This window comes from Maribacter aurantiacus (assembly GCF_005780245.1).
GTDB classification, from domain to species: domain Bacteria; phylum Bacteroidota; class Bacteroidia; order Flavobacteriales; family Flavobacteriaceae; genus Maribacter; species Maribacter flavus.
Genome location: NZ_VBUK01000001.1, coordinates 655,431 through 681,094 on the forward strand (window position 1 = coordinate 655,431; position 25,664 = coordinate 681,094).

Below are 25,664 nucleotides of genomic sequence, written 5' to 3' on the forward strand. Positions count from 1 at the left end.
TTAAATCGATAACCTGCCGCATTTAATATGAAATACACCCACCTTCCCCATACCGATATCGAAGTCAGTAAAATATGCCTAGGCACCATGACCTGGGGCAACCAAAATACCGAAGCCGAAGGGCATGAACAAATGGATTATGCCCTTGACCAGGGAATCAACTTTTTTGATACCGCCGAACTCTACCCTATTCCGGCACATCCGGATAGACATTCGTTGACCGAAAAAATCATTGGAACCTGGTTCAAGAAAAACGGTAATAGGGACAAGGTCGTTTTGGCCAGTAAGATTGCAGGCAAGGCCGATTTTACCAAATTCATTAGAACGACCGGATTTACCCGTGCATCCATCATCGAAGCCTTGGAGGGAAGTTTAAAACGACTCCAGACGGATTATATAGACCTATACCAATTGCACTGGCCGGAAAGAAACACGAACTATTTTGGTCAACGGGGCTATACCCACCAGGTAACCGATTATTGGGAGGACAATATCCACCAAGTTTTGGAAACCCTACGGGATTTGATGCGCGAGGGGAAAATACGCCATGTAGGTATTTCCAATGAAACGCCTTGGGGTACGATGCGTTTTTTGGAGGAAAGCAAGGTTCACGCCTCATTACCTAGAATGATTACCATTCAAAACCCCTATAGCTTGCTCAACCGATTGTTCGAAGTTGGATTGGCCGAAATTTCCATGCGGGAGAACATTGGCCTTTTGGCCTATTCCCCCTTGGGCTTTGGCGTATTGAGTGGAAAGTATTTGGGTAATAGATTACCGGAAGGCTCCCGAATCGCCTTATTCCCCAACTACAAAAGATACAGCTCCGATACTGCGGTAAAAGCTACCCAGAAATATTATGAACTGGCACAGGAACACAATATTTCCTTGGCCCAAATGGCTCTGGCCTACGTGAACACCAGACCCTTTCTGACCAGTAATATCATTGGCGCCACCAGTATGAAACAGTTGAAGGAAAATATTGGAAGTATCGATATTACCTTGACTTCAGAAATCATGGAGGGCATCGAAAAAATTCATAACGAACATCCTAACCCGGCACCATAATGATAGACTTATTAATATTTCTTAGAGTAGGCTTTTGGCAAGTGGCCTTGATCATCGTGGTCATAATTATCATATTGACCCTTTCTAGGATTATGAGGGATAAGAGGTAGAATTTTGTACAAAGGAATTGAATATCACAAATTTCTTTTAGCATTCATTTTATAAAATAGATGTGGGATAGAAGCAAAGATTTTATAATAGGTAGTGTTTTTTTGATATTGACTATCGCCTTTATTATAATTTCAATGAATAATAAGTTCTTTTTTGATTGGGTTTTTGAACGACACCATAATCAATGGAGTTGGTATTTACGGCCTCTATTTTTGCTTCCATTTTGCTATTTCGCCTACAAGAAAAGCTTCACAGGTATGATGATTTCCATCTTTGCCCTGTTCACAAGTATGTTTTGGTTCCCTAAACCTGAAATTGTAAGCGAAGATGTGATTGCTTTTCTAGAATTTGAGAAAGAGTATCTGTATAGTGATTGGAGTGTAAGCAAACAGCTTCTGGCATTGACCATTCCCATTTCCCTTATTGCATTAGGAATGGCTTTTTGGAAGCGAAGTGTAGTAATGGGTATTGGCGTAGTCGTTCTTATGGCAACCGGAAAAATGGTGTGGAGTATTCAAAATGCTGGCGAATCTGGAAAATCCATTATTATACCCGCTATACTTGGTCTTTTAATTTGTTGTGGTCTGATTTACTATGGATTCAGAAGGCTGGAAAAGAAATAACCTAATACTGGAACATCTAAATTATATTTGGTAAAAGGATTCTTCACCTTTGAACTAAACCTTGTTTTTCGCTCATCCAAACAAACTACGTACCACATCCTCAATCTTCGCCGCTAACTGCACCTTGATTTTGGTGTTTTTTAATCCAATTTTATTGTTCTTGGAAACGACAATGGTGGTGTAGCCCAGTTTTTCGGCTTCCAAAATGCGCTGCTCCACCCGTTGTACAGGACGGATTTCCCCGGCCAGTCCCACTTCCGCGGCAAAACAAATACCCTTTTCAATGGGAATGTCCTCATTACTGGATAAAATAGCGGCAATGACCGCCAAGTCAATGGCGGGATCGTCTACGGAGATTCCTCCCGTTATATTCAAGAAAACATCCTTGGCGCCCAGTTTAAATCCGGCCCTTTTTTCCAAAACCGCTAGGAGCATGTTCAAGCGTTTGGCGTTATATCCGGTGGTGGAACGTTGGGGCGTGCCGTATACTGCCGTACTTACCAAGGCCTGGATTTCTATTAACAAAGGACGCATACCTTCCACCGTGGAGGCAATGGCGGTACCGCTCAGGCTTTCATCGTTTTTGGAGACCAAAACCTCGGAGGGGTTGTTCACTTCCCGGAGTCCGCTACCCTGCATTTCATAGATGCCCAGTTCTGCCGTTGAACCAAAACGGTTTTTTAAGGAACGAAGGATTCGGTATACATAGTTGCGGTCCCCTTCAAACTGCAAAACCGTATCAACCATGTGCTCCAAAATTTTGGGTCCCGCAATGGAACCGTCCTTGGTAATATGGCCGATCAAAATAACGGGCGTATTGGTTTCCTTGGCAAATTTGATAAGTTCCGCAGTACATTCCCTAATCTGGGAAATACTCCCTGCGGCCGACTCGATATAATCCGAATGCAAGGTCTGAATGGAATCGATGACCACAATATCGGGTTCCGTAGCCTCAATTTGCTTAAAGATATTCTGGGTCTTGGTTTCCGTGAGGATATAACAGGTTTCGCTATTGGGATGGATGCGGTCTGCCCGCATCTTTATCTGTTTCTGACTTTCCTCACCGGAAACGTATAAGGTCTTATAAGGTAGTTTTAACGCAATCTGTAAAAGTAGCGTACTTTTTCCAACGCCGGGTTCACCGCCCAAAAGGACCAAGGCTCCAGGTACGAGACCACCCCCAAGCACCCTATTGAATTCTAGGTCGAACGTGTTGAGCCGCAGCTCTTTCTCAACACTTATTTCATGCACCAACAAGGGTTTGGAAATACGTTTGGCAGCGGAAGGAGAAGGTTTCCAGCTGGTTTTCTCCTCTTTTTGAACCACTTCCTCAACGACCGTATTCCATTCCTTGCAAGCGGAACACTGTCCCACCCATTTGGCATATTGCGTACCGCAATTCTGACAAAAGAAAGCGGTTTTAGTTTTGGCCATTCGTAGCGTTTCTTATTTACGCCAAAGGTACTAAGAAGTTCAAAAAGGAAAATTTCTTATTCCTCTTCTGATCGATTTTTCTTGAATTCCCAGATGGCCATAAAAAAAGAGGCCCATGCCAAGAATAGGGAAAGTATGCTCAACGCCAATAATTTATCGCCTTTGAGGCCATAGTAGGTGAAATACACGCCAGCACAGGCGTAGTATTTAAAGATGCCTTTAAACATAATTGTAGGATGTAGGTTAGATTTGGGATCTAAGTTTATATTTGGGTTTGCGGGGTTTGGTGTAGGTTAGAAACCAAAATCCGCCTTTAATGCGTCCATTTTTTCCAATGCCATTTCTTTAGTTAAAAAATCGATTTCGTCCATCTGAAAAGCCTTTTCAAAGGTCTTCAATGCTTTTTTGGGTTCTCCCATCTGCTCATAATATTCTCCTTCAAAATAAAAGCCCATCATGGTATCCGGATATTCCTTTTTGCATAATTCCGAAAGCGATTTTAAGGATTCCAAATCTTCTTTCTTTCGGGTGGCGGCATAGATGGCCATGATGTCGTTCAGTTCCACCGGCTTACTAAAGCCGAACAAATCCACAATGCCCTGATACTTGTTTTCAAGATATTGGTATACGGGTTCATCCGAAGTCAAAATTTGGGTTTTATATTCCTTTGGGCTTATCGGCTTGAACATGCCAAATACATTATCGAAGGCCTTTCCAATGCCGTAGGTAGCGACGGAAATATGGTCTGCTTTATCGTATTTGTCAAAGAAATAATGGAGGGTTTCCTTGTTCAAGGCCCTTATCCCGGTATCCAAAGCCATAATTTTTTGAGTATCGTCAGTTTGCTCGCCTTCAACGATCAATTGATAGAACATTTGTTTATCAAAGGTGTTTAAACGCGATGGCACCCTGCTTTCCATTTCTGGGGCCAAGGTAGGGGAGATGCTTACATAGGCATCAAAGACCGAGTTGTCCTTGAAAAGCCAATAATTCTGAAAGTTTGCTGAAATATCGTACCCGAATATCATTTTAAAAGGCGCGGTGCTGTAATTTAAATCCAAATAGGGAATCAGCTCCATTCCTATGAACTCATAGAATTTTTTTCCTTTTTCGCTGGGAAGTCCGTTTTCTGGATCAAAGGCACAATCCTCCAAACGGATGCCGTTTTCACTTTGGTTTACGCCAACAACGATACTTTCTGGCATGCCGTGAAACCGACTGTAATATTTTGAGGTGGCCACTACCTGATCAAACAGGTAATTGGCGTCCAAGACCACAATTAAAGGATATTTCTTGTTTTCATCCATGTTTGGAGGAAAGTAGTATTGAACATCCCTGCGTTCCTGAAGTTTGAAGGATTCAAAAATCTCTTGGGTGGTTTGGGCCTGGGCAAAAGACACCAATAGAAGTGTCAGAATAGTAATAAAATGACGCATAATAGGTTATTGGACAGAAGATTTGGTTATTTATTTCTGTTCAATAACGGTAATAGGATAAAAGATATTGCACCGAACACAATGTTCATGAGGGTTTGTGCGATCCACATAATCCACCCAAAGGCGTCCCCGGATACGGAGCTTATTCCAAAGAGCCCCAAGGCCTTGCTCACCAATATGGGGAAAAGTCCCACACCGCCATTTGTGGTAGCCATGGCGAAAGCTCCAAATACAAAGGCGACCATGATTTCATTAAGGGACAGATGCGCGGTTTCCGGCACTGTATATTTTATGACCCACATCATACCAATATAGCACGCCCAAATGAGGATAGTATGAAAAACGAAAGCCCACTTTTTCCTCATTTTAAAAATGCTGAAGACACCGTCCAACAATCCTTTTACAAACGTCTTGATTTTTTGGGCAATAGCGTTTTTTGATTTTTTGATGAACAAAAAGAAAATCAGGCCCGCCGCGAATCCTGCAATTCCCAGGATTATCAGTCCGCTGGCATTGAATCCGCGTTGTTCAAAAAAGGTGATGATAATATCGGTCTGTAAAAAGAGCGTGATAATGACCACGATCAACAGCATGATCAAATCGATAACACGTTCCGTAACGATGGTCCCAAAGCCTTTTTCAAAAGGAACGCCTTCATAGGTAGTGAGGGCCGTTGCCCTTAAAATTTCACCGGTGCGCGGCACCCCTAAATTGGCCAGATAGGCCATGAAGATCATTAAAATATTGTTGATCAACTTTGGTCTGTAACCCAAAGGTTCCAACAAATAGTTCCATCGAATGGCCCTTGAAACATGACCTATGATACCCAAAAGCAATGAAATGGAAACCCAGAAAACATCGGCTTCCTTGATGTAAAAAAGAATCTGCTCCCTGTTTTCCGGTGAAGTCTTTAAATACCAATACAGTACTAAAAACACCCCAATAAGTATAGGCACGATCAGTTTAAGGGTCTTTTTCAAGGATGGGTTCACAATGTTTGGGTATGGACGTCTAAAGTAAGCAAGTATTCTTCATTGAAATGACACTTGAACGAAAAATGTAGAAAATGGTGCTGGCAAACCTATTTTAAAAGGTTGGTCTTTTCATCCGGGAATACAAGGCTAGGATTAAAGGTTTTGGCTTCCTCTAAGGGCATCCAGGCATAGGTAATCAGAATTAAGACGTCCCCAACCGCTACTTTTCTGGCCGCGGCTCCGTTCAAAGTAATTTCGCCACTGTTTCTGGGTCCAGGTATGACGTAGGTTTCCAAACGCTCCCCGTTGTCGTTGTTTACGATCTGAACTTTTTCTCCTTGTATAATATTGGCAGCATCCATCAAGTCTTCGTCAATGGTAATGCTCCCTATATAATTTAGGTCGGCTCCGGTTACCTTTACACGATGAATCTTGGACTTTACTACTTGTACTTGCATGGGACAAAATTAGTCAATTGAGTGCTATATTGTCAATTAGCCTTATATCTTCGGCATAAACGGCAATAAACGCCCTATATTTTTTATTCTTTACTTTTCTTTTTAACGGGCTCAGTGTTTCCACATCGGCAATCTCAAAATATTCCATTTCAAAATCCTCCTCTTTAAGAAACTGGTTTTTTACCCATTCCTTCACTTTTAAAGCACTTTTCGTGCCAAATTTTTCCTTGGCAGTTTGCAATGTCTTAAAGATGAACCCGGCCTTTAGTCGTATGTTTTCGCTTAACCTTTCATTTCTGGAACTCATGGCCAAACCGTGGTCTTCTCTTACAATTGGACAGGGGATAATATTCACGGGTATTTTCTGTATTTCCACGAGTTTTTTAATGATGCGGAGTTGTTGAAAGTCCTTCTCGCCAAAATAGGCATTGTTTGGTTGGATCAAACTGAACAACTGTTCCACGATGGTGCCCACACCATTAAAATGGTCGTCTCTAAATTCCCCTTCCATCACGTTGTCCAATCCTTGGAAATCATATTTTTTAGGCCTAACGGATTGCGCATAGATTTCTTCCACCGATGGAGCAAAGACGATAATATCCGGATCAACACTTTCTATAAGTTCTAGGTCCTTGGAGAGGTCTTTGGGATATTTTACAAGGTCTTCCTTATTATTGAATTGTGTTGGGTTGACAAAAATACTAACTACTACCCGGTCATTTTCCTGTACGGCCTTTTTGACCAGGGCAAGATGACCTTTATGTAGTGCACCCATGGTAGGAACAAGTCCCAATGTGTTTGAAGAAGGGGTGCGATTTAAAATTTTATCAAGTTCCTTTTTTGTCTCGATAGGGCGCATGCGAAATCGTGATTAGCGAGCAAACTTACTATAAATACTGGTAATCTCTATATTTTTTGTAATTTTGCACCTGCGTTTCCGTGAAAAATAAAATATAGTTTTTATGAATGGTAAAAAGGTATTGTTTGTATCTTCTGAATTAGTCCCTTACCTCCCCGAAAATGAAGTTTCACATATGTCCTATGAGGCACCCAGAATGGTAAACAGTAACGGGGGCCAAATTAGGATTTTTATGCCCAGGTACGGTAACATTAACGAAAGAAGGCATCAATTACACGAAGTTATCAGATTGTCCGGCATGAACCTGGTCATAAACGATATGGACATGCCATTGATAATTAAGGTAGCTTCCATACCTAGGGAGCGCATACAGGTGTATTTCATAGATAACGAGGAATATTTTAAAAGAAAGGCAACCTTTGCCGATAAAAAGGGCGAGTTGTTTCCGGATAATGATCAGCGGGCCATATTTTTTGCAAAAGGAGTGATGGAAACTGTTAAAAAACTGAATTGGTCTCCAGATATCATTCATGTGCATGGATGGATGGCCAGTTTGTTGCCGCTTTATCTTAAAAAGTATTATGCGGATGAGCCTCTTTTCGCGGATAGTAAAATCGTACTCTCCGTTTATGGTAAGACTTTTGAAGGTGAGCTGGATAAGGACATGATAAAGAGAATTGCTTTTGATGGAATTCCAGAGGAAGAAATCGCCTCCTTGGAAAGCCCCTCCTATAATAATTTGTTAAAAGTTGCCGTCGATTATTCCGATGCCATTATTTTAGCCTCGGAAGAAATTCCAGAAGACCTAACAACACATATTTCCAATCAAGAAAAACCTGTGTTAGAATATGTTCCAATTCAAGAATTTGAGGAAGCATACGCTAATTTTTACAAAACGGAAGTTTTAAAATAATCTGAATGAACATTTTTCATAAGCGGTCTTTACCCATATTATTTGGGGTTTTCATAATATGTACGATATTTTTCTCCTGCGAACAGGACCTCACTACCATAGGTGCAGGAGTAACAGGTGAAAATCCATTTTCAACAGGAAAAGAGGTGTATGATGTCTTTGCATATAACCGCAATATAGAAGCGGTAAGAACAAATAAGCTGCCGATTTACCAACTTGGAATCTACAATGATCCCGTTTATGGCAAAACAACTGCTACCATTACATCGCAGCTAAATTTACCAACCTCCAACCCCACTTTTGGGGTGCTTTCCCAAAGAATCGAGGATGATGCTGAAAATGACGACTCGGCGACTACCATTAATGAACAGGAAACCGTGAAGGAAGTCTACCTTTATATCCCGTATTTAACCAAGGCGATTTCAAGGGACACTGATAATGATGGTGTAGCCGATGAGTTTGATGATCTTCCTGAGGATCCAACGAATGATAGTGATGGTGATGGAGCCACAAATGCTGAGGAAAGAACGGCCAATACAGATCCCTTGGATGACCAAAGTGTGGATTTGGATTTGGATGGACTCAACGACACTGATGATTCCCAAATATTCGCAAATAATTTTCCCACTACGGTAGATTTGGACAGCATTTATGTGAATGCAAAGAATTATGATGATGTGATCAAACCTGTAACCATAGGTTTAAAAGTTCAGCGTTCTACCTATTTTCTAAGGGATTTGGATCCCAACACCAATTTTCAAGAAGCGCAACAATATTATTCTAGCCAACAATTTGTACCAACCTTCGTTTCAGACGTATTGTATGACTCAGATATGGATGGAGAAATTACTGTAGATAACAGGGAAATATTAATACCTGGCGAGGATGATGAAGATACGGAAGATACGGATGAGTCTTTAATCTTTACGAAATTGGACCCTGGTATTCGCGTGTCTTTGGATACCGAATTTTTTCAGGATAACATTTTGGATATGGAAGGTAAACCTGAGCTTTTGAGTCAGTCGAATTTTTCGGAATTTATTAGAGGTATCCATTTATCATTATTGGAATCGATTGGCGATCCAACACTGTTGCTGTTGGACTTGACACAAGCCAATATTACCATCACCTACTCTTATCTAGCTTACGACTCTGAACTGGGCGAGGCGGAAGAACGTGAGGGCACATTTACCTTAAACCTATTGACGGGCACTGCTGCAGCTGGTTTTTCAGGAAATGCCGTGAATACTTTTGTGAACGAAAATTATCCACAAGATGTTTTAGATTCCTTTGATACCAACATGAATGCATCCAGAATATTCTTGAAGGGGGGTGCAGGTATCACGTCTGAAATAGAACTTTTTGAGCCAGACAACGCCGAAAATATATTGGAGCAAATACGGGCCAACAATTGGATAATTAACGAAGCCAATCTTGTATTTTATGTGGATAGGAGTTATCCAGGTATGGGTGCTGAACCTGCTGAACCACCCCGTCTCTATTTGTATAATTCAGAAACCAATAGTCCTTTGTACAATGTGAACACAGAACCACTACCAAGTTCCCTAAATCCACTTGCAACATACCCAAATTATGATGGGGTCCTTGTGGAGGAAAATGGCCTTGGGGTAAAATATACGGTTAGAATCACGGACCACATTAATAATCTTGTCGTACGGGATTCTGTGAATAGTACCTTGGGTCTAACACTTACTACGAATATTCAAATTACAAGTGTTACAAACGCTATTTTTGCAAATGGAACTGAAGAGGATATTCCCGTGACCTCCAATCTAACACCCCTAGGTACTGTTTTGTTCGGGAGTAATATCCCGGAATCCGACCCAAATTATGACAAAAGATTAAGGTTGGAAATAAGTTATACTAGAACGGAGTAGGTACTTTATAAGAGCCTATCAGATTTTTTTCATTTAATGTATACACTTTAAAGGATTTATTCGTTCAATAAACTGATAACTTATTGAATTTTTGTTCGTTGGATTAAATTTGAACTACTTTTATAATACTAATAATATAATATGTGCGGAATAGTCGGCTACATTGGACATAGGGATGCCTTCCCAATAATCATAAAAGGATTACAGCGCTTGGAGTATCGGGGATATGATAGTGCTGGGATTGCCTTATTTGATGGCAGTCAAATCAATTTGGTAAAGACGAAAGGAAAAGTAGAGGATTTAAAGCAGAAGGCTAACAGTATTTCCCAAGAAGGTTCTATAGGTATCGGTCATACAAGATGGGCCACGCATGGGGTACCCAACGACGTGAATTCCCATCCACACTACTCCAATTCCGGTGATTTGGTCATCATACACAATGGAATTATAGAGAACTATGAATCCATTAAAAAGGAGTTGACCAAAAGGGGATATACTTTTGCCTCGGATACGGATACAGAGGTTTTGGTAAATCTTATTGAGGAAGTAAAGAAAACAGAGGATGTCAAATTGGGTCAGGCCGTCCAAATAGCTTTGAACCAAGTAGTTGGGGCATATGCCATCGCAGTTTTCGATAGAAGGAAGCCAGATGAAATCGTAGTTGCGAAATTGGGAAGCCCTTTAGCTATTGGAATAGGGGAGAATGAATTCTTTATAGCATCAGATGCATCCCCTTTTATCGAATTCACCAATAATGCCGTCTATTTGGAAGACGAGGAGATGGCCATAGTTCGTCTTGGTAAGGAGATAAAACTTAGAAAGATCAAAAATGATGCCGTTGCCTATCCACGGATTTTGGAACTTCAGATGAATTTGGAGGAAATTGAAAAAGGAGGCTACGATCATTTTATGTTGAAGGAAATATATGAACAGCCCAGGGCCATAAAGGATACATATAGGGGAAGACTCTTGGCCGATCAAGGAATCATTCGCATGGCAGGAATCGACCAGAACTTGGAAAAGTTCATGAATGCGAATAGAATCATCATTGTAGCCTGCGGTACCTCTTGGCATGCCGGTCTTGTGGCAGAATATATTTTTGAGGATTTGGCCAGGATTCCAGTTGAAGTAGAGTACGCTTCGGAATTTAGATATCGAAATCCTGTTATTACGGAAAAGGATGTGTTAATTGCCATTTCCCAATCCGGTGAAACTGCAGATACCTTGGCAGCCATAAAGTTGGCCAAGGAGAAAGGAGCCTTTGTTTTTGGGGTATGTAACGTGGTAGGTTCCTCCATAGCGCGCGAATCAGATGCCGGAGCCTATACGCATGCCGGTCCAGAAATCGGGGTGGCATCCACAAAAGCCTTTACTACCCAGATTACGGTATTGACTTTGTTGGCCCTAAAACTGGCCAAGGAGAAAGGAACTTTTTCGGAAACAAAGTTCCACGAATTCCTTACCGAGCTCGAGACCATCCCTAATAAGGTTGAAAAAGCACTGGAGGCGAATCCTTTGATCGAGATTATTTCAGATGTATACAAGGACTCTTCCAATTGTCTTTATTTAGGTAGGGGGTACAATTTTCCGGTTGCCTTGGAAGGTGCTTTGAAACTTAAGGAAATCAGCTATATTCACGCGGAAGGCTATCCTGCTGCAGAAATGAAGCACGGTCCTATTGCCTTGATAGACGAACAAATGCCTGTTTTTGTTATTGCAACAAAAAAGGGACATTATGAAAAAGTGGTCAGTAACATCCAGGAAATAAAATCCAGAAAGGGAAAAATCATAGCGATCGTTACCGAAGGTGATGAGCAAGTAAAGGAATTGGCGGACCATGTTATTGAGGTTCCAGAAACCTTGGAAAGTCTTTCACCTCTATTGACTACCATACCCTTACAATTACTTTCATACCATATCGCGGTCATGCGAGGTTGTAATGTAGACCAACCAAGAAACTTGGCCAAGTCGGTTACTGTAGAGTAAAATGGATTTAAATACAATCTGAAGGACGCAATTTTGCGTCCTTTTTTTGTTAGCGGAATACTAAAATCATCAAAAGCGGCATCGTAAATTGTCAAAATAATACTATGCATGCATAATTTTTTTCAAATTCTTATATTTGGTATAAAATTATCTGTATCTTCATCACACGTAAATTTCTAACTCAAATTAAGAATGAGAACAATACTACTGTTAGCATTGGTTTTGTTTGGGGCATCAGGCTATGCACAAACAACGATCAATGGAAATGTCGTTGACCAAAACGGCGAACCGATTCCGGGTGCCAATATCGTAATTGTAGGCAAGGCAATCGGGACTACAACCGATTTTGATGGTAATTTTATATTGCAGACATCAGAAGAGCCCCCCTTTCAGTTAAGTATTACCAGTATTGGTTATACCGATGGACTCGAAAACATTACTTCCAATAATCAAACGCTTCGGGTAGTTCTTTCCGAAGCACAAACGTTCTTGGACGAGGTGGTAATTTCCGCTTCCCGAACCCCGGAACGAATTTTTGAATCTCCGGTAACCGTAGAAAGAATGGGTATCGAAACCATAAAAAATACGGCCTCGGCAGATTTTTACAGCGGGCTCGAAAATTTAAAGGGTGTTGATGTAAACACCAACAGTTTAACTTTTAAATCGGTTAATACAAGAGGATTTGCAACATTCGCCAACACCCGTTTTATGCAGTTGGTGGATGGAATGGACAATTCTACTCCCGCTTTGAACTTTCCTATTGGAAACTTGGTGGGTATGATAGAGACCGATGTGTTAAGTGTGGAACTATTGCCAGGAGCTGCATCGGCTTTATATGGAGCCAATGCTTTCAATGGGATTCTCTTTATGAGAAGTAAAAGTCCTTTTGATTATCAAGGTATCAGTGTTTCCGTTAAACAAGGGGTCACTTCCCAGGAAGCCGCAGGGACAAACTCCTATACGGATGTTGGTGTCCGTGCAGCCCATAAGTTCAGCGATAAGTTTGCCATTAAATGGAATTTTGGGTATTTGGACGGTACCGACTGGGCGGCGACCAGTACGGTCGATAAGTTTGTGCCGGGTCGTACACGGGATGCCTTAAATTATGATGGTATCAACGTATATGGGGATGAGGTTTCTACAGATATAAAGGACGTGGCCGTAACCTTGGAAGGATTGGGAATCCTTCCAAATGGGGCGAACGCCTTGGTGCCTTCCGTGGAGGTGAGCCGTACAGGATATAATGAAAGCGATTTGACAAACTATACAGCCCGAAGTATTAAATCTGATTGGGGACTTTATTATAGACCGATAGAGGGCAACAACCTGGAACTTTCCTATGTTGGAAAAATTGGCACGGGAAATACCATATACCAAGGTACCAACCGATATAATATTGCGAACTTTTTCCAGGAGCAGCACAAATTGGAACTTAGAAACGATAACTTCTTCCTTAGGGGTTATGTAGTTTCTGATAAGGCGGGAGATTCCTATGATATGGTCTTTACCGGAATCAACATAAACCGATCATGGAAGGATGACAATACGTGGTTTGGGGAGTACACAGGTACTTTTGTACAGGCTACATTGGCCGGTGCTACTGAGGAACAGGCCCATGCCGCCGCGAGGGCCCAAGCGGAATCGGGGAGATATTTACCCGGTACCCCAGAATTTCAAGCGGCCTTTGATCGAGTAATAAGAAATCCTGATCTTTCCAGAGGTTCTCAGTTTAGGGACGCCTCAAAGTACTATCACTCAGATGCGAACTATAACTTTGGTCATTTATGGGACTGGGCAGAAGTTCAAATCGGTGGTTCATACAGGCAATACAGTTTAAATTCTTTTGGAACTATTTATACGGACGCTGATGGCCCCATCGATTATTCGGAGTTTGGTTTGTACACCCAAGTTCAAAAGAAAATTGAAATGGCCAATGAAAAAAGCTTAAAATTGACTGCCTCCGTCCGATATGATAAGAACGAATTCTTTGATGGATTTTTCTCGCCTAGGTTTTCTGCGGGTTATTCCTTAAATAGAGACCATAACATTAGGGCTTCTATCCAAACAGGTTTCAGAAACCCAACGACCCAAGACCTTTTTATTGGCTTGGATGCTGGTAGAGCCATTTTGGTGGGTGCCGCACCTGATAATTTGGACAGGTATCAAAGAACTTTTGAAGTAAGTGGAGGTGGACAATTGTTAGGCCAGCCATCAAGTATCGTCCAAACGGGTAGGGCCGCTTATGAAAATTCATATTCAGCGGAATCGGTTATAAGATTGTCCGAAACTGGAAATCCTGCGGTTTTGGAAATAGCCAATCCTGATGTGGTACAGCCCGAACAAGTTACCTCGGTAGAAATAGGATATCGAGGCAAGGTAAAAAAATTGGTTATAGATTTTAGTGCTTATTACAATAGCTACAGTAACTTCTTGGCACCAGAAAATGTGATTGCACCTTATTACGGTACCGTAGGTGATGGCGCTTTGTCCGTAGCCGCTATTTCCAATGGTGACTTTCAGACCTATCAGGCCTATACCAATTCAGATGTGGACATCAATTCCTATGGAGCGTCTTTAGGACTTACCGCCAAAGTATTGGGTGATTTTGACCTAAGCGGAAGTTATACTTATGCCAAGTTGGATTTCGACAGGGTTGCCAATCCTGATTTTCAGGTGGGCTTCAATACGCCAGAACATCAGTTTAAGGCTTCTTTTGGTAATGCAGAGCTGTTCAAGAATTTTGGTTTCAATGTCAACTACAGGTTCAGCGATGATTACTATTGGGAAGCAACTTTTGGTAATGGGGTCGTTCCGGAATTCCATGTGGTGGATGCACAGATCAATTACACTGTACCTAGCATAAAATCTACCTTTAAGATTGGTGGTAACAACTTGTTGGGCGATGAATACTTTACGGCCTTCGGAACCGGATTTATCGGGTCTATGTATTATCTGTCATGGACAATCAACAACTAAAAATGAAATTTAAATTCCGTTTAGAAATGAAAAAAATAACCTATATATTTTTATCCTCTCTCTTATTGGTCTTTACCAATTGTAACGACCCAGAGGATGTAGATCTGGACCCAATTGTTATAGAAGAGGCCAAACCGGAACTTACGGCAGGCTCGGCAAATTTTTCCAATTATATTTCATTGGGTAATTCCTTAACGGCCGGTTTTACGGATGGGGCCTTGTTCCAAGCAGGCCAAAATTTCTCAACACCCAATATTCTATCCCAAAAGTTTGCCATGGTAGGTGGTGGTGATTTTGTACAACCCCTAACCAGCGATAACTTTGGAGGGTTGGCCGCAGGGGGTAATCGAATTCAGGCCCCCAGATTGGTTTTTGGTGGGGCGGGACCCGTGCCGCTGGAGTCGGTTATTGGTCCTGTTACCGTAGGGACTGATATAGCTTTGAATAACCCAACCGGGCCTTTCAATAATCTGGGTGTGCCTGGGGCAAAAAGTTTTCATTTGTTGGCTCCTGGATATGGGAATTTGGGAAATGTATCCCTTGGACTTGCCAATCCTTACTTCGTGAGGATGACCGGTTCAAATCCAAATATCAGTATTTTGGAAATGGCTGCAAGTCAGTCCCCAACGTTCTTTTCCTTATGGATTGGAAACAATGACGTACTTGGCTACGCCACTACGGGAGGTGATGGTACCAACCCTATTACTCCGATCGATGGCCCTCCAGGAGTTGGTTTTGCAAACACCTATGGCGCCTTGATCCAGACATTGGCAGCTACTGGTGCTCAGGGTGTGGTAGCCAATATTCCGGATGTTACGAGCATACCTCATTTTACTACGGTTCCGTTCAACCCATTGGATCCATCCAACCCTGATTTCGCGGCCCAAATCCCGACATTGAACACCATTTTTGGTGCCTTAAATCAGATTTTTACAGCTTTGGGCGCTACGGAGAGGATTATAAGCTTCTCTACAACAGAGGCAAATGCCGTGGTAATACGGGATGAAAGCCTTACCGATTTTTCGGCCCAGATAACGGGGGCTTTAAATGCCAATCCAGGGTTCCCTGTTTTCGTACAACAGTTTGGATTGCCTCCACAGGCGGCTCCGCTGGTTGCCGGTCTGCTGGGTACTACCTATGGACAGGCGAGGCAGGCCACTGCCGATGATCTTTTTGTGCTGCCCAGCAGTACGGTTATTGGAACGGTCAACATGGAGGCGGCAGGTGCCTTGGTGGCCCAGGGTCTATCGGCTACTTTGGCCGGCCAGTTCTCCGTTGAGGGCATAAGTTTGCCGTTGGCGGATAAATGGGTGTTGACTCCAGAGGAACAGACTGAAATTGCGAATGCGACCGACGCTTTTAACGCGATTATATCGGCAGCGGCCAGTCAGGCAGGCTTGGCATTCGTGGATGCCAATGCTTTGTTGAACCAACTGGCAAATGGAGGCATCACGAGCGGGCAATATACCTTGACCGCAAGTTTGGTAACTGGAGGCGCGTTTTCCTTGGATGGTATCCATCCAACGGCCAGGGGCTATGCCTTGATCGCCAATGAGTTTATGAAGGCCATTGATGCTACCTATGGTTCCAACTTTGAGGATTCAGGAAACTTGGTAAATGTTGGGGAGTATCCTACCAATTTTTCGCCTACGCTTCAATAAGTATTGGGTTTAAAAATGTAACAAAAAGATGCATTTAAGTGCATCTTTTTTGTTTTGTAAAAAACCCAAAAAAACAATTTTTGTTTAAAATTGAAAGACATATCTTTGCAGCCTGAAAATCAGAGCATTTTTTAAGTAATATATAAACAGATTAGTAATGTCAAAAGTTACAGGCAAAGTTTCGCAAATCATTGGGCCCGTGGTGGATGTAGAATTTCAGTCGGGAGAAGATCTTCCTAAAATCTACGATTCCTTGGAGATAACCAATAAGGACAATTCAAAATTGGTTTTGGAAGTTCAATCACATGTTGGGGAAAACACCGTTAGGACCATTTCCATGGATTCTACCGATGGACTTAGCAGGGGGACTGAAGTGGTTGCAACAGGAGCCGCGATTCAAATGCCCATTGGGGACGATGTTTACGGACGTCTGTTCAATGTTATTGGAGATGCTATTGATGGTTTGGGCAATTTGCCAAAAGAAGGAAAAAATGGTCTTCCCATTCACAGGGAAGCACCAAAATTTGAGGATCTTTCAACCTCTACAGAGGTTTTGTTCACGGGTATTAAGGTAATCGACTTGATCGAACCTTATGCAAAGGGTGGAAAAATTGGTCTTTTTGGAGGTGCGGGTGTAGGTAAAACCGTTTTGATCCAGGAATTGATAAACAATATCGCAAAGGGACACGGTGGACTTTCCGTGTTCGCTGGAGTTGGTGAAAGAACCCGTGAAGGAAATGATTTGCTTCGGGAGATGTTGGAATCAGGCATTATAAAATATGGTGAGGACTTCATGCACTCCATGGAAGATGGTGGATGGGACTTGTCCAAAGTGGATAAGAAGGCCATGAAGGATTCCAAAGCAACCTTCGTTTTCGGGCAGATGAACGAACCACCGGGAGCACGTGCACGTGTGGCGCTTTCCGGGTTGACAATTGCCGAATATTTCCGTGATGGTTCAGGGGAAGGACAAGGGAAAGATGTATTGTTTTTCGTAGATAATATCTTCCGATTTACACAAGCAGGTTCAGAGGTATCTGCACTGTTAGGTCGTATGCCTTCAGCGGTAGGTTACCAACCAACCTTGGCCACCGAGATGGGTGCTATGCAAGAACGTATTACTTCAACCAAAAGGGGTTCCATTACTTCTGTTCAGGCGGTATACGTACCTGCGGATGACTTAACGGATCCCGCTCCTGCTACGACATTTGCACACTTGGATGCAAATACCGTACTTTCCAGAAAAATTGCGGAGTTGGGTATCTACCCTGCCGTGGATCCCTTGGATTCTACGTCAAGGATTTTGACACCTGAAATTTTGGGTAAGGATCATTATGCATGTGCGCAACGTGTTAAAGAGTTGTTACAGCGTTATAAGGAATTACAGGATATCATCGCCATTTTGGGTATGGAGGAATTGTCCGAAGAGGATAAATTGGCCGTAGGTAGGGCCAGACGTGTACAGCGTTTCCTTTCCCAGCCGTTCCATGTGGCGGAACAGTTTACGGGTATCCCAGGAGTTTTGGTAGATATAAAGGATGCTATCAAAGGTTTCAATATGATTATGGATGGTGAATTGGACCACTTGCCAGAATCGGCATTTAACTTGAAGGGAACTATCGAGGATGCTATTGAAGCAGGAGAAAAAATGCTTGCCGAAGCGTAGATTGTTAATAGTTTAAAGTTTTTGGTTCATAGATTTTGATACTTGAGCTTTTAACTTAAAACTTAGAACTAGAGAAGTATGTATTTAGAAATAGTATCGCCCGAAGCAACTTTATTTTCCGGAGAAGTAATATCCGTAACCGTACCGGGAATCAACGGCGAGTTTCAGATGTTGCAGAACCACGCCCCTATTGTATCCCTTTTACAGGAGGGAAAAGTGAAGGTAAAGGGCACTATGCATATAGAGGAGGACTATGCTTCCAAGTTCACTAAGGACCAAGATGGGAATACGGTTTTGGAGATTTCCAGTGGTACCGTGGAACTTAAGGACAATAAAGTAATCGTATTGGCGGATTAATCCTCCCCTAACCCCTCCAAAGGAGGGGAACTGGAAATAAAAAAACCAACTCGAAAGAGTTGGTTTTTTTATATTACGATATTAAATTGTTTAATTCTGACTAACAAGGACAAACTGGAAATAAGTGAAGGCAGGCCACCTGTATTACAATTGATCATGGGTGCTTTGGCCTTTAGCCTTTTAATTTTTTTCCTAAGTATTTTTATAACGGGACATAATTTGTTACGACCTGGATTTGTTTATCAAAAATTTCAGGTAGGGAATTTGTACATGGCTATAGTTATGGCCGGAATGGGTGTACTTTTAAGTAAAAGTACCAGCATAGTTTTGGATAAAGCAAACAAAAGGCTTCAAACGCGTTGGCATATAGGTCGGTTTGGATTTGGCAAATGGGAGGAATTGCCCCCTGTTGACTATATCTCTGTTTTTAAAGCGCATAAAACACGTTCCATCAACTTTGATAGGAAGGCTCCTGTAAGATATGAAGTGAATTTATGGTTACAAAGAGGAGGCCGAAAACGTGTCTATTTTAGCTATAATGATGAGGTTGCATTAAATATGGGCGTTGAAATCGCAAAATTTTTAAAAGTGGATCTTTGGGATGCAACTGACCCGCATGATAAGAGGAAGATCTTGACGGAAGGCCTTTAAGATTAGAAAGATACCTGGCTAATTGTTTTTTTTTGCAACATCTGGATTCCCTTTATTCACCTCCAATCCCAATAGACCAATTCCCAGGAAATATCTTCGGATACGTGGGTTTGTAAAATTTCAAAGCCTACACTCACATGGGCGTTCAGGGAACGTTGGTTGCTGGTGGCCACTTCGGTAAGGAGGCCATCGTAGTCTTGCCCAAGTTCTCGTTTGTAAAAGGAATATAACCCCCTAAATACTCCTTGACCCCTAAACTCTTTGGATACACAGATTTGTCCCATGGCCAAATACTTTTTTCCGGGTAAGAGGATATCCGTCGTTTCGAACATAGGGGCCAGTAGCGGAATATCGGCACCGAATTTCCGTGTCATGCATAAGGCGTAACCTATGACTTCATCATTGACCGTTGCGATGATATGTGGACAATCCGCATTCATCCGCTTTAACAAATCAAACGTATGGATGACGGTTACAAAACCCTCTTGTTGCTTTTCCTCATCGGTTAGTGAATCCAAAGCATTTTTCTTTTGAAGCAATAATATGCCCTGCAGTTCCTCGTCCGCAGTGGCACGGCAGTAATTTATATCCATTTATGGCAGTTTCAACCACTCCTTTCTAGTATTGCGTTGCTTTTTGGTAAGTGTTTCGTCTTCCTTGACAACTATCGTGTACATGGAACTCGGTCGTAAGGTTACATTTGTACTTTTTGGAAGGCCGAATCGTTCAAAATCGACTTTTAGAACGTCTCCAGGCTTGAACTGTGATATAAAGGCATCGAACTGCATCCCATCGGGGAATTTTTCCCCGTTGATGGCCGTAATGACATCCCCTTTGTCCAAACCGGCTTCGTAAGCGGGACTGCCCATTTTGGGGTTCGAGGTAATCTCGCCATTTCCATCTCCGTTCAATCGTGCCGAAATACCCAAATATGGGATATTGGGATTAGTGGTAAGGCCAACCCCAACCGCATTAAAAAGGGATTCGTAATCCGGCATTTCACTTTTTTGGATATAGGAACCAAAAAAGGTTTCCCCAAACTCCTTTCCAGCATATTCGTTTAATGTATTCCGTAGGTCTTCAATTGTATACGGTGTTTGTGTCTTGCCATATTTATTCCAAACAAGCTTCATAAAATCATCCAGGTTCAGCCCTATCTCCCGAAGTGAAAGATCTAAAGCCAATCCAAGAACGCTTCCGTACGAGTAATAGGAAATAAACGTGTTTTCCCTATTTACGGGATCCACCGAAGTAGCGGCATCCACAAACGGAGCCTGATAGCTCATTTCAATGGGATTAAAAAAATGGGTGGCGGGCGAGTTCCAAACGTAGTTAAAGGTTCCCGTTAAACCTTCTATATATTCCTTTGGCGAAATCAATCCGGCCCGGCACAATATAAGATTCGTGTAATAGCTGGTAAAACCTTCGGCATACCAAAGGGCCCCGCTCATATTCGCTTCTTCAAAGTCAAAGGGTTCCAGCGATCGGGGCCGAATCCTTTCCACGTTCCAAGCATGGAAAAACTCGTGGGAAACGGTTCCAATGTTGCCTTCCATACCACCGTTGGCCAAGCCTCTTGTGCTGGTTAGAATGGTCGAATTTCGATGCTCCATGCCATCGCCCGAAGCATTTGGAATGTAACAGACAAGAAAGGTATATCGGCCGTAATCGAAATCAGGCAACTCCCCATAGACTTCTTTCTCGGCAAGGACTACTTTCTTGACTTTTTCAAAATAGGTATTGAGCTCCTCCTCCGTGCCATTATGGTGTAGCACCAATTGTATTGTTTGCCCATCGACCTGAAATTCCCTTAAACCAAAATTGCTGATTTCCACAGGGCTGTCCATAAAATACTGTAAGTTTGGCGCGGCATAGGTTGTACCGGACACCAAGGGCAACTGTGTGGCCACCTTCCAATTCAAGTTTTTTCTAATAACAAAGCTTACTTCAATGTCCCGAAGCTCCAAGCTTGGAGCATACATAAACGTGGCCGGAATATTCAAATGGGCATGGGTTTCATCCACTTGGGAATACGTACCGTCCCCACGGTTGGCGAATAATAGATACTCGATTTTAACGGTGCCATCATGACCATAAACTTGCCACTGATAGGGATCCGGTCTATGTACTTTGAGCAAATTTCCTTTACCGTCATACGCTTTAAATCCATACACATTCTTGGCAAATTCGTGCAAGGCATAGCGGCCAGGGGATGTCCTGCTCATACGAACCGCGAGGGTATCTGTAGTGATGTTTGGAAAAGTGGCCGTAATGAAGGCTTCATGGTGCACGGCGTTCTCAAAAGAAATGGTATAGTGATTGGTCTGTGCCCTAGAAATGGAAATAACGAATGAAAGTGCAAGTAAAAGTCGGATAGATTTCATGAAACAGGGATTACAAACGATAGTGCTAAATATACAGATTTACCGATTGGTTTGTTCAATTAAACCTCTAAATGATTATTGGAATACATCAATATCAATGGTTAAAGCAACAAGGGATATTCCCACAAAAAATAGCACCAAAATTCATTTTTCTGTATGGGATTTTTGATAGATTGCGGTAAAATCCGATGGAATGACAGACCTTCCCCAAAAACTTCAAAACAAGTTACATGAGCGAGCGAATGACGGTTCATTAAGACAGCTGGGCGTTCCGGCCGGGATGGTCGATTTTTCCTCCAACGATTACTTGGGTTTCGCCAAGAGCGAAAGCCTTTTCTCCAAGACTTTTCAGTTACTGTTAAAGTATAATATCAGTGAGAACGGCGCAACAGGCTCCAGGTTGTTGACCGGGAACCATGTCCTGTTCCAGGAATTGGAATCCGTATTGGCGCAGACCCATAATGTTGAAAATGCACTGGTGTTTAACTCGGGGTACGATGCCAACATCGGTTTTTTTGGATGTGTTCCACAACGGGGCGACTTTGTTTTTTACGATGAACTTATTCACGCCAGTATCCGAGACGGATTACAACTGAGCCATGCCAAGAGTTATAAATATGGGCATAACGACCTGTCGGATTTAAAGGAGAAAATAAAAAATACTATTTGCGAAAATGGTGATTCCGATGTTTATGTGGTCACGGAATCCGTATTCTCCATGGATGGTGATTCTCCAGATCTAAAACAATTGGCCAGTTTTTGTACCTCGGAAGGATATCATTTGATCGTGGACGAGGCTCATGCCGTTGGCGTTATGGGTAAAAAAGGTCTTGGGTTGGTACAGGAGTTGGGATTGGAAAAGGCTCTCTTTGCAAGGATCGTTACGTTTGGAAAAGCCTTGGGCACCCATGGTGCGGCTATACTTGGCAGCAATGCCCTAAGGGACTATCTCATAAATTTTTCACGGAGCTTTATTTATACTACGGCGTTGCCTCCACATGATATTGTAGGTATTTTATCTTCCTATGAATTTCTTGTTGTTGAAGGAGGGGCGCAGCGCGACCAGCTTTTTGAAAATATTTCCTATTTCAAGGGTCAAGCAAAGAAACAGAAGTGGTCCGGTAACCTAATCGGAAGTGATTCGGCCATTCAATCCGTAATTATTCCGGGCAATGAGAAAATCGGCAAGATTTCCAAAAAATTGAGGGACGACGGTTTTGATGTGAAGGCCATCCTTTCCCCTACGGTTCCCGAAGGGAAAGAAAGATTGCGATTTTGCCTTCATAGTTTCAATTCTAAGGAAGAGATTGGTTTGGTGCTGCAATTATTGTCAAAATATATTTGATGCATGACGGACAAATTTTATCATGTTGCTTCTTTTGAATATGTGGCCGATGTGCAAATTATAAAGGGAAAACTGGAATCAGAAGGCATCCCGGTTTTTCTGAGGGATGAGAATACCTTGAATTCCGACCCCCTGATAAGCAACGCCATTGGAGGGGTAAAGCTGCTGGTCTATGCCCAGGACAAGGAGCGGGCCTTGGAAATTTATAATGAAGTTAGGGCATATGCTTTGGATGACTTTGGCAATCCGGTAACCTGTCCCAATTGCAAGGCTAGAAAATCTGAAGTATATTATAACAGGAAGGGGATTTTTTATAAACTTTTTCCTTTTTTTGAGAAAAGAAAATATAAGTGCCTAAATTGTGGCATGATAACTCGATAATCGGGATTATATTGGTGAGTTGGTTTAAGACTTTACTTAAAATAAAAGTTATTTTCTAATACATGTCCCTTGTGCTTGCGCGGGAAGTGATCAAATTAATTAAGAATGCAAAAGATTTTCGTTACAGGTATTTCTACGGGAGTGGGTAAAACAGTTGCTTCGGCCATTATAACCGAAGCCCTAATGGCCGATTATTGGAAGCCCATACAGTCCGGTGATTTGGACCAAACGGATAGCGATACGGTAAAAAATCTAATATCGAACGACAAGACACGTATTTTGCCAAGCAGCTACGAGCTTACAGCGGCCATGAGTCCGCATGCCGCTGCTGAGATAGATGGGGTGAAAATAGATCGTTTCCACATCAACGAACCCAAGACGGACAACAATTTGGTTATTGAAGGGGCCGGAGGCCTATTGGTGCCCCTGAATGATGAGGATACTATGTTCGACATCATTATGCCGGAATATAAGGTCGTGGTGGTTTCCAAACACTATTTGGGAAGTATCAATCATACCTTGTTGACCATTGGGTGGTTACAGAACAAGGGCTATGATGTTTCCGTATTGTTTAACGGAAAGGAAAATCCCCCAACGGAAAGAATCATACTTCATAAGACAGGTGTTCCCTTGATCGGTAGAATCGATGAGGAGCCCAGACTGGACAAAACTGTTGTAGCGCGCTATGCCGGAGCGTTCAGGCATATTTTGGAGAGCCTATAAGATTGTTCATGGTTTTTGGTTGTTCGTTAATGGTTCTAGTTCAACAACTATCCCACTATCCCACTAACTAACTTTTTCACCAGACAACTGATTCATTTTTGTTATCAGTTTCTAATTTGGCTAAAGGCTAAAGGCTAAAGGCTAAAGGCTAAAGGCTAAAGGCTGAACGCTAATTGCTCCCTGTTTTCTGGTATCTGAAAACTCGTTACTGTTAACTGTTGACTGTTCCATTGCTCCAAGTTTATCATTATCTGAAAACTGTTCACTGCTCACTGCTTACTGTTCTCTGAAGTATCTCTGCCTTTTCAACGGTCGTCGCTACGGTATAATGTTTGGCCAAATAGGCGTCTATATATTCATTCTCCTCCAATTCATCCCTGTCAAAAACAAGTCGGCCCTTTCGTACCACCACGGTTTTCGGTTTGATTTCTTCCATGATATATTTGAGTTCTTCCAAAGAATTTTTTCGCGGATTATCAAAGAACGGATAAAGTTCATCCCTACAGATATTGCTGGGATGTGTGGCGGCCAAAGTTGGGGGCAAAACTCCAAGGTTCCAATACCCAATATGGTACCCTAGGAAAAAAATGGTATCGGTTTCCAGTTTGTTTTCCAAAATGTATTTCGGAACCGTAAACCCTTCACCGTTGAAAAATGTGCCCCGCTCTATTTTGTTCTTTACGATATTTACGTATTCCATGTAACTTTCCGCCGGTATCAAAAGTAATAAGAAGAGGAGTTTGCGGGATATTTTTAGTCGGTTTCGAAGGAACAAACGATTTAAGAAGATTCCGAGGAATATGACCAGCATTGGGTGTATTTGAATCAGATAATGACCATTGATTCTTCCTCCTTTAAAGAAGGAGAAAAGTACACCGCAGATGGCCATGAACAGGATTAGTGCAGTCCTGTCCTTGACCGAAATGATGGCATTCTTCCAACAATAGAAGAGAAAAACACCGATTACAATGAAGGTCGGGGCCAATTTTAAGAGTGAAAATCTTCTTGCTTCACTGTACTCCAAGGGGGCCAAGATAACGGACTTCCACCAAACCTCCAATTGACCGCTCATGTAGTAAGGGAGAATCGTCAAAAGGATTACAAGTAAAACGCCTGTGCCAAAAGCCAAGACGTTCCAAAGGGTGCTTTTTTTTTGTTTATTGAAAAGTTCTATGACCAAAAAGAGGCCCAATAAAAGTACGGGGTAGGCCATGTTCAATTTCACCATAACCGCAATCCCCATAAGCAGACCTGCCAGTAGCAACCATATGGGGCCTTTTTTCGATATAATCAGGTACATTGAAGGAACAAAAAATGCCATACATAGGTGTTCAGACATTACCCCTTGTAAGCTTCCGAAAAGACTAAGTAATACAATACAAAATATCCCACACCATAGAGCTACCTGAGTAGTGGTCATTCTCGAAGTGATTTTATAAGTAAAAAATGCGGTTGTGGCAACCAGTAACGCGCCTAGAATCCTTATGGCTACAAAGCTTTTTCCAAATAGGAAGATAATAGACGCAAAGAATGCAAAAGTCAAAGGGGGTTTTAAATCCCAAAGTTGTGTGTAGGGTAAATAGCCGTCTACCCAGGACTGTCCCAAGAGAATAAAGGTACTTTCGTCCCGATCTATATAATCCCTAAAGAAAAAAGGAAACCGAATGAAAAATGTAATCCCCGTCAATAGAAGAAATACGGTTTTACTTTTTAGCTGGGAATTGCCCAATAAGGATTCCTTTAGGATGCTTGGATTCATC

The 25,664-nt window shown here is 42.2% G+C and carries 22 protein-coding genes; 13 read left to right on the forward strand and 9 right to left on the reverse strand.

Features of this window, described 5'->3' with window-relative positions:
- Window positions 1-27 precede the first annotated feature (27 nt).
- Both FEK29_RS02845 and FEK29_RS18090 read left to right on the forward strand, forming a co-directional pair.
- Window positions 28-1,068, forward strand: a complete 1,041-nt coding sequence (locus tag FEK29_RS02845) for an NADP(H)-dependent aldo-keto reductase (RefSeq protein ID WP_138256874.1) — start codon at window positions 28-30, stop codon at window positions 1,066-1,068.
- Window positions 1,069-1,436: 368 nt separating this feature from the next.
- The gene (locus FEK29_RS18090; RefSeq protein WP_205123385.1) at window positions 1,437-1,802 is read left to right on the forward strand and encodes a hypothetical protein; all 366 of its coding nucleotides are present in this window, start codon (window positions 1,437-1,439) and stop codon (window positions 1,800-1,802) included.
- 72 nt (window positions 1,803-1,874) lie between these two features.
- Here the strand turns inward: FEK29_RS18090 and radA are convergent, their stop codons facing one another.
- The 6 genes from radA to panC form a co-directional block, all read right to left on the reverse strand.
- Window positions 1,875-3,236 (reverse strand): DNA repair protein RadA, encoded by a 1,362-nt coding sequence (radA, locus tag FEK29_RS02855; protein ID WP_138256876.1) that lies wholly within the window; start codon window positions 3,234-3,236, stop codon window positions 1,875-1,877.
- A 56-nt stretch (window positions 3,237-3,292) separates the two neighbouring features.
- A complete protein-coding gene (locus tag FEK29_RS17870; protein WP_161595304.1) occupies window positions 3,293-3,463 on the reverse strand; it encodes a hypothetical protein in 171 nt (56 codons plus the stop codon).
- A gap of 66 nt (window positions 3,464-3,529) precedes the next feature.
- Window positions 3,530-4,672: an alpha/beta hydrolase gene (locus FEK29_RS02860; protein ID WP_138256877.1), complete on the reverse strand. Its 1,143-nt coding sequence runs from the start codon at window positions 4,670-4,672 to the stop codon at window positions 3,530-3,532.
- A gap of 26 nt (window positions 4,673-4,698) precedes the next feature.
- Window positions 4,699-5,664 carry a lysylphosphatidylglycerol synthase transmembrane domain-containing protein gene (locus FEK29_RS02865; RefSeq protein ID WP_138256878.1) on the reverse strand — a complete coding sequence of 322 codons (966 nt, stop codon included), beginning with the start codon at window positions 5,662-5,664 and terminating at the stop codon, window positions 4,699-4,701.
- A gap of 89 nt (window positions 5,665-5,753) precedes the next feature.
- Window positions 5,754-6,104, reverse strand: a complete 351-nt coding sequence (gene panD / locus FEK29_RS02870; RefSeq protein WP_099545342.1) for an aspartate 1-decarboxylase — start codon at window positions 6,102-6,104, stop codon at window positions 5,754-5,756.
- Window positions 6,105-6,117: 13 nt separating this feature from the next.
- Complete coding sequence (gene panC, locus FEK29_RS02875; protein WP_138256879.1) at window positions 6,118-6,963, reverse strand: pantoate--beta-alanine ligase; 846 nt, start codon at window positions 6,961-6,963, stop codon at window positions 6,118-6,120.
- Window positions 6,964-7,066: 103 nt separating this feature from the next.
- On the opposite strand from panC, the gene FEK29_RS02880 reads away from it, so the two are divergent.
- The 8 genes from FEK29_RS02880 (at window position 7,067) to FEK29_RS02915 (ending at window position 19,071) form a co-directional block, all read left to right on the forward strand.
- Window positions 7,067-7,876, forward strand: coding sequence for a glycogen/starch synthase (locus tag FEK29_RS02880; protein ID WP_138256880.1), 810 nt, complete (start codon window positions 7,067-7,069; stop codon window positions 7,874-7,876).
- Between the two features lie 5 nt (window positions 7,877-7,881).
- Window positions 7,882-9,774 (forward strand): DUF4270 family protein, encoded by a 1,893-nt coding sequence (locus FEK29_RS02885; RefSeq protein WP_138256881.1) that lies wholly within the window; start codon window positions 7,882-7,884, stop codon window positions 9,772-9,774.
- Window positions 9,775-9,915: 141 nt separating this feature from the next.
- Complete coding sequence (glmS, locus tag FEK29_RS02890) at window positions 9,916-11,760, forward strand: glutamine--fructose-6-phosphate transaminase (isomerizing) (protein ID WP_138256882.1); 1,845 nt, start codon at window positions 9,916-9,918, stop codon at window positions 11,758-11,760.
- Window positions 11,761-11,952: 192 nt separating this feature from the next.
- Window positions 11,953-14,736 carry a TonB-dependent receptor gene (locus tag FEK29_RS02895; protein WP_138256883.1) on the forward strand — a complete coding sequence of 928 codons (2,784 nt, stop codon included), beginning with the start codon at window positions 11,953-11,955 and terminating at the stop codon, window positions 14,734-14,736.
- A 26-nt stretch (window positions 14,737-14,762) separates the two neighbouring features.
- Window positions 14,763-16,397, forward strand: coding sequence for an SGNH/GDSL hydrolase family protein (locus FEK29_RS02900; RefSeq protein ID WP_138256884.1), 1,635 nt, complete (start codon window positions 14,763-14,765; stop codon window positions 16,395-16,397).
- Between the two features lie 157 nt (window positions 16,398-16,554).
- Window positions 16,555-18,063 (forward strand): F0F1 ATP synthase subunit beta, encoded by a 1,509-nt coding sequence (gene atpD, locus FEK29_RS02905; protein WP_138256885.1) that lies wholly within the window; start codon window positions 16,555-16,557, stop codon window positions 18,061-18,063.
- Window positions 18,064-18,141: 78 nt separating this feature from the next.
- The gene (locus FEK29_RS02910; protein ID WP_138256886.1) at window positions 18,142-18,420 is read left to right on the forward strand and encodes a F0F1 ATP synthase subunit epsilon; all 279 of its coding nucleotides are present in this window, start codon (window positions 18,142-18,144) and stop codon (window positions 18,418-18,420) included.
- Between the two features lie 156 nt (window positions 18,421-18,576).
- A complete protein-coding gene (locus FEK29_RS02915) occupies window positions 18,577-19,071 on the forward strand; it encodes a hypothetical protein (RefSeq protein WP_138256887.1) in 495 nt (164 codons plus the stop codon).
- Window positions 19,072-19,127: 56 nt separating this feature from the next.
- On the opposite strand, the gene FEK29_RS02920 is transcribed toward FEK29_RS02915, so the two are convergent.
- Together FEK29_RS02920 and FEK29_RS02925 are read right to left on the reverse strand one after the other, a co-directional pair.
- Window positions 19,128-19,664 carry a GNAT family N-acetyltransferase gene (locus FEK29_RS02920; RefSeq protein ID WP_138256888.1) on the reverse strand — a complete coding sequence of 179 codons (537 nt, stop codon included), beginning with the start codon at window positions 19,662-19,664 and terminating at the stop codon, window positions 19,128-19,130.
- Window positions 19,665-21,455, reverse strand: a complete 1,791-nt coding sequence (locus FEK29_RS02925) for a M61 family metallopeptidase (RefSeq protein WP_138256889.1) — start codon at window positions 21,453-21,455, stop codon at window positions 19,665-19,667.
- A gap of 193 nt (window positions 21,456-21,648) precedes the next feature.
- Here FEK29_RS02925 and FEK29_RS02930 point away from each other — a divergent pair, with 193 nt between their 5' ends.
- The 3 genes from FEK29_RS02930 (at window position 21,649) to bioD (ending at window position 23,904) form a co-directional block, all read left to right on the forward strand.
- A complete protein-coding gene (locus FEK29_RS02930) occupies window positions 21,649-22,800 on the forward strand; it encodes an aminotransferase class I/II-fold pyridoxal phosphate-dependent enzyme (protein ID WP_138256890.1) in 1,152 nt (383 codons plus the stop codon).
- Window positions 22,801-22,803: 3 nt separating this feature from the next.
- The gene (locus tag FEK29_RS02935) at window positions 22,804-23,181 is read left to right on the forward strand and encodes a putative signal transducing protein (protein ID WP_138256891.1); all 378 of its coding nucleotides are present in this window, start codon (window positions 22,804-22,806) and stop codon (window positions 23,179-23,181) included.
- 105 nt (window positions 23,182-23,286) lie between these two features.
- Window positions 23,287-23,904 carry a dethiobiotin synthase gene (gene bioD / locus FEK29_RS02940; RefSeq protein WP_138256892.1) on the forward strand — a complete coding sequence of 206 codons (618 nt, stop codon included), beginning with the start codon at window positions 23,287-23,289 and terminating at the stop codon, window positions 23,902-23,904.
- A 262-nt stretch (window positions 23,905-24,166) separates the two neighbouring features.
- On the opposite strand, the gene FEK29_RS02945 is transcribed toward bioD, so the two are convergent.
- A complete protein-coding gene (locus FEK29_RS02945; protein WP_138256893.1) occupies window positions 24,167-25,663 on the reverse strand; it encodes an ArnT family glycosyltransferase in 1,497 nt (498 codons plus the stop codon).
- Between the last annotated feature and the right edge of the window lies 1 nt (window position 25,664).

What these genes read in the sequence shown, in the direction of transcription:
- FEK29_RS02845 (WP_138256874.1), top strand. Translation starts at nt 28, where the DNA reads ATGAAATACACCCACCTTCCCCATACCGATATCGAAGTCAGTAAAATA.
- FEK29_RS18090 (WP_205123385.1), top strand. Translation starts at nt 1,437, where the DNA reads ATGATGATTTCCATCTTTGCCCTGTTCACAAGTATGTTTTGGTTCCCT.
- radA (WP_138256876.1), bottom strand. Translation starts at nt 3,236, where the DNA reads ATGGCCAAAACTAAAACCGCTTTCTTTTGTCAGAATTGCGGTACGCAA.
- FEK29_RS17870 (WP_161595304.1), bottom strand. Translation starts at nt 3,463, where the DNA reads ATGTTTAAAGGCATCTTTAAATACTACGCCTGTGCTGGCGTGTATTTC.
- FEK29_RS02860 (WP_138256877.1), bottom strand. Translation starts at nt 4,672, where the DNA reads ATGCGTCATTTTATTACTATTCTGACACTTCTATTGGTGTCTTTTGCC.
- panD (WP_099545342.1), bottom strand. Translation starts at nt 6,104, where the DNA reads ATGCAAGTACAAGTAGTAAAGTCCAAGATTCATCGTGTAAAGGTAACC.
- panC (WP_138256879.1), bottom strand. Translation starts at nt 6,963, where the DNA reads ATGCGCCCTATCGAGACAAAAAAGGAACTTGATAAAATTTTAAATCGC.
- FEK29_RS02880 (WP_138256880.1), top strand. Translation starts at nt 7,067, where the DNA reads ATGAATGGTAAAAAGGTATTGTTTGTATCTTCTGAATTAGTCCCTTAC.
- FEK29_RS02885 (WP_138256881.1), top strand. Translation starts at nt 7,882, where the DNA reads ATGAACATTTTTCATAAGCGGTCTTTACCCATATTATTTGGGGTTTTC.
- glmS (WP_138256882.1), top strand. Translation starts at nt 9,916, where the DNA reads ATGTGCGGAATAGTCGGCTACATTGGACATAGGGATGCCTTCCCAATA.
- FEK29_RS02895 (WP_138256883.1), top strand. Translation starts at nt 11,953, where the DNA reads ATGAGAACAATACTACTGTTAGCATTGGTTTTGTTTGGGGCATCAGGC.
- FEK29_RS02900 (WP_138256884.1), top strand. Translation starts at nt 14,763, where the DNA reads ATGAAAAAAATAACCTATATATTTTTATCCTCTCTCTTATTGGTCTTT.
- atpD (WP_138256885.1), top strand. Translation starts at nt 16,555, where the DNA reads ATGTCAAAAGTTACAGGCAAAGTTTCGCAAATCATTGGGCCCGTGGTG.
- FEK29_RS02910 (WP_138256886.1), top strand. Translation starts at nt 18,142, where the DNA reads ATGTATTTAGAAATAGTATCGCCCGAAGCAACTTTATTTTCCGGAGAA.
- FEK29_RS02915 (WP_138256887.1), top strand. Translation starts at nt 18,577, where the DNA reads ATGGGTGCTTTGGCCTTTAGCCTTTTAATTTTTTTCCTAAGTATTTTT.
- FEK29_RS02920 (WP_138256888.1), bottom strand. Translation starts at nt 19,664, where the DNA reads ATGGATATAAATTACTGCCGTGCCACTGCGGACGAGGAACTGCAGGGC.
- FEK29_RS02925 (WP_138256889.1), bottom strand. Translation starts at nt 21,455, where the DNA reads ATGAAATCTATCCGACTTTTACTTGCACTTTCATTCGTTATTTCCATT.
- FEK29_RS02930 (WP_138256890.1), top strand. Translation starts at nt 21,649, where the DNA reads ATGACAGACCTTCCCCAAAAACTTCAAAACAAGTTACATGAGCGAGCG.
- FEK29_RS02935 (WP_138256891.1), top strand. Translation starts at nt 22,804, where the DNA reads ATGACGGACAAATTTTATCATGTTGCTTCTTTTGAATATGTGGCCGAT.
- bioD (WP_138256892.1), top strand. Translation starts at nt 23,287, where the DNA reads ATGCAAAAGATTTTCGTTACAGGTATTTCTACGGGAGTGGGTAAAACA.
- FEK29_RS02945 (WP_138256893.1), bottom strand. Translation starts at nt 25,663, where the DNA reads ATGAATCCAAGCATCCTAAAGGAATCCTTATTGGGCAATTCCCAGCTA.